The following is a 3,421-nucleotide window of genomic DNA, read 5'->3' as shown; positions in this document are numbered from 1 at the left end:
GAATTATTTTTAATGATTGTGGATCAGTGAAAGCTTCGTACCGCTAGCACATGCGCTAACATGCAACCTCCTCCATCTGCCTACGCCCTCCTCCGTTAGTAACAAAATTGTGAATAAGCGCAGTTTCGCTTGCTGTTTTAATCCAGGTAGTGTGATCGTCGCAACGTGACAACGTCGGTCAAGACAATGTGGTGTGCGCTGGATCGGCTTAAGCTGATCGTTCAAATTAGCTCTCTCCCCCTCCTGATCTCCTCCTTATTGCAAGCGTTACAAGCGCAAATAAGGAGGATGTGCCTGTTGTCTATTTGAGCAACACTAGAAACTCTGATCGTCACCGTCGGCGCGCGTTATCTGTTGTGTCATTGCTCGCTAGCACGACACCCATCGTCACGCCGCCCGACGACCTCCGAATTTTTTCTTTGTGCGGAAAGTGATTATGAAAAAATTGCGTCACCTCTCTATCAGCCAACGAATCAGCCTAACGGCCTCTGCAATCGTGTTAGTCGGTCTGGGTTTGGTCAGCACCATCTCTCTTTCAACGCTGAATACCAGTCAATCAGCAATGTCATCTCAGGTGACAGAGAATGTGAAGCGGGATCAGGTGATAAAAATGCAGAATCGGGCAACAGCACTCAGTGAAGAGATTCATGCCTACATCGCTTCTCCGCTCGATACGGTGCGAACCATTGCTCAGATATATACGTCAGAAGCGGAGAAGAATAAGTCATCGCGGATCCTCGATCGTGATGATATTCCTAGGATCATGTATTCGATTTTGAAACGTCAGCCTGAGTGGCACAACATCTATACCGAGTGGCAAAAAAACGTCTTAGGGGCCGATGCCTTTTATTATGGCGACCCAACCAGTGCAGCGGATGGACGCTATGTACCGTCTGTATCGGTGGATGAGAACGGAGAAATGCGTCTTCAAGCCGCTCAAAACTTTTCAGAATCCAACCCTTGGTATCAGTGCCCGGTGAACACACAAAAAGATTGTATTACTGATCCAAGAACGGCTCAGATTAATGGTAAGACGCAAACGGTGTTCGATGTGACAACTCCCGTTTTTCGCTTTGATAAAACGGTTGCTATGGTGGGAAGTACGCTCAAGACCTCGCAAATCCAATCACTCTTAGCCAAACGTGCCGATAATGACGGGGAACTATTTGTTATCAGTCAAGATGGTCGGATTGTGGCTAGTACCGATCAGCACGTTCAACATGGCGCTGCGGTCTCAGGACTTTCCTCTCCTGCTTACCAACCACTTTCTAACCTTCTAAGCCAGAACGCAACAAACCAATTCAAGCAAACCGATTCGCACTTTTACGTCTCGCAACCCATTGAGTTTGGCAATATGACCAAGACCTGGTCGGTGATGATTGTGACCCCTATATCTGCTGCTATGGCACCGGTGACGCAACTCAATCAAATGATGACCGAGGCCGAGACGCATATCCAAAACACCATCTATCTGGTAAGTGGTATCGTGCTGATTTTGGCGTTTATCATCATTCAAGTCGTCATCAAACGCCAATTGGCGCCGTTAACCAGTGTTGATCACTCCATTCAGGCGATTGCGCAAGGCGGTGGGGATTTAACTCAGCGTTTATCCGTCACGGGTAAAACCGAGATTGATAGTATCAAACAGTCAGTCAATCAGATGCTGGATGCGCTACAGTCGATGGTTGGCCAAATTCAGCAAGCAGGTGGACGCTTATCGGATACTTCAACGACGGCTAACCATGCGATCACCGATGCGCATCAAGCGCTATCTGAAAATACGGAGACCTTGCATCAAGCGGCGACGGCCATGGAACAACTAACAGCAACGTCCAAAGATGTGGCAACCAACTCTGAAGCCTCCAAAGAGAAAAATGCCGCGGTGGTGTCGTCACTGAATCAATGTATGGATAATGTGACCAACAACGTAGCGCGCAATCAAACAGCGAACAATGATCTACAAAAAGCCAACAGTTTTGTCAGCGAAGTCAAAGCCAGTGGTAGCGATATTGCCGCACTCCTCGATGATATTCGTGGCATTTCGGATCAAACGAACTTATTGGCGCTCAATGCCGCGATTGAGTCAGCACGCGCCGGTGAAGCTGGCCGAGGATTTGCGGTGGTCGCTGACGAGGTACGCGCGTTAGCCCAGCATTCACAAAAGTCTGTCGATCAAATCGTATCGACGCTTGAAACATTCAACCAACTATTGACGGATATTGAAGCGGTTATCCAGCAAGGTGAGCGCGGTGCCGCAGAGGGTTATCAAGCGAGTGTCTCCGTTCAGCAGACCTTAAACGAGATTGTTGATTTGGTACACCAGCTCGGCGATATCAATTATCAAACCGCAGGCGCAGCCGAGGAGCAAAGTGCCGTTTCGCAGCAAGTGGCCGAAAATATCCAAGCCCTTTCACAACGTATAGAGCAAACCTTATCGCTCAGTGAGCAAGCACAAGGCGCAAACCATACGCTGAACCAAGAAGCCACCACCATCCGTCAGCTGGTCGAGACGTTCAAAGTCTAATCCGGCACTCTGTCTTGATCGCAAAAAGGGCACCATTTGCAGGTGCCCTTTTTATTTGCTGTCTAGAATCGCTATGTGATGAAACGTCACTGCAAAGCTCGATTACTGCCGATCTAACTGTGCTTTCATCGCTTCACGAAAGACTTGATCAGCGTCGGCAATACCCAATTGCTCAGCATCACGCAGCAATCCCATTGCTTTGTCGACATCGTTGTCTGCAATCGCGGTTCGAATAGCCTGGTGGTAAAAATTCACGCTTTCTTTTTGCGGACGTTCAGTGTTGGAGAGCACTGGCAGCACAGTAGACGGATCATCAGTACGTGCTCCCAAGGCGGTTGCCTCAATTGAAAGCTTCCCGGTTAAAGCGCGCGGAACTTGAATATCGCCTACCTCTGGAAAGTAATTCCCTCTTCCCTCTGCGTCTAGTTTCGCTGGATGACTGACCGCCACCGTTTCATTAAGTTTATCTTTATCAGTAAAAACAACCAAGTAGAGCGCACTGTCACCTATTTGTGGATGGACTTTAATATTACCTTGCAAACGGTTTCCATCAGCTAGACGGGGCTTTAGATAAACCAAACCTTGATCATCAAGCTCAGCACGAATATCGCCAGACTGATTAATCACTTTGGCACTTGGGACAAAAACACTATCGTTTATTTCTGTCTCGATATTGACATCCAATCCATTTTTTACCATGGGTAATTCAAAAATAACGCCAGGGCTATCAATGCTATGGATATCGAGCGTTTGTGTTTGCGCGGTCACCGCTAACTTGATCTCTTGATCCATTTCTAACGGCAGTTTTTTCGCTTGTTGAATCTGCGTCACTGCCTTTCCTATAGGTGCAACCTGATATTGGTCATCAACGCTCGTCGAGCACCCATTAAGTAATAA

Annotated in this window: 2 protein-coding genes; one reads left to right on the top strand and one right to left on the bottom strand. The window is 47.8% G+C overall.

Features of this window, described 5'->3' with window-relative positions:
* Nucleotides 1-436 precede the first annotated feature (436 nt).
* Nucleotides 437-2,524, top strand: coding sequence for a methyl-accepting chemotaxis protein (locus tag BZG79_RS13065; protein WP_077661102.1), 2,088 nt, complete (start codon nucleotides 437-439; stop codon nucleotides 2,522-2,524).
* Between the two features lie 102 nt (nucleotides 2,525-2,626).
* On the opposite strand, the gene BZG79_RS13060 is transcribed toward BZG79_RS13065, so the two are convergent.
* Nucleotides 2,627-3,421 (bottom strand): MalM family protein (locus tag BZG79_RS13060; RefSeq protein ID WP_077774614.1); only part of this gene is annotated, 795 nt, incomplete at its 5' end.

The organism is Salinivibrio sp. MA427, assembly GCF_001996115.1.
Taxonomy (GTDB): domain Bacteria; phylum Pseudomonadota; class Gammaproteobacteria; order Enterobacterales; family Vibrionaceae; genus Salinivibrio; species Salinivibrio costicola.
This window is presented reverse-complemented; position numbering and strand designations above follow the sequence as displayed.

What these genes read in the sequence shown, in the direction of transcription:
- BZG79_RS13065 (WP_077661102.1), top strand. Translation starts at nt 437, where the DNA reads ATGAAAAAATTGCGTCACCTCTCTATCAGCCAACGAATCAGCCTAACG.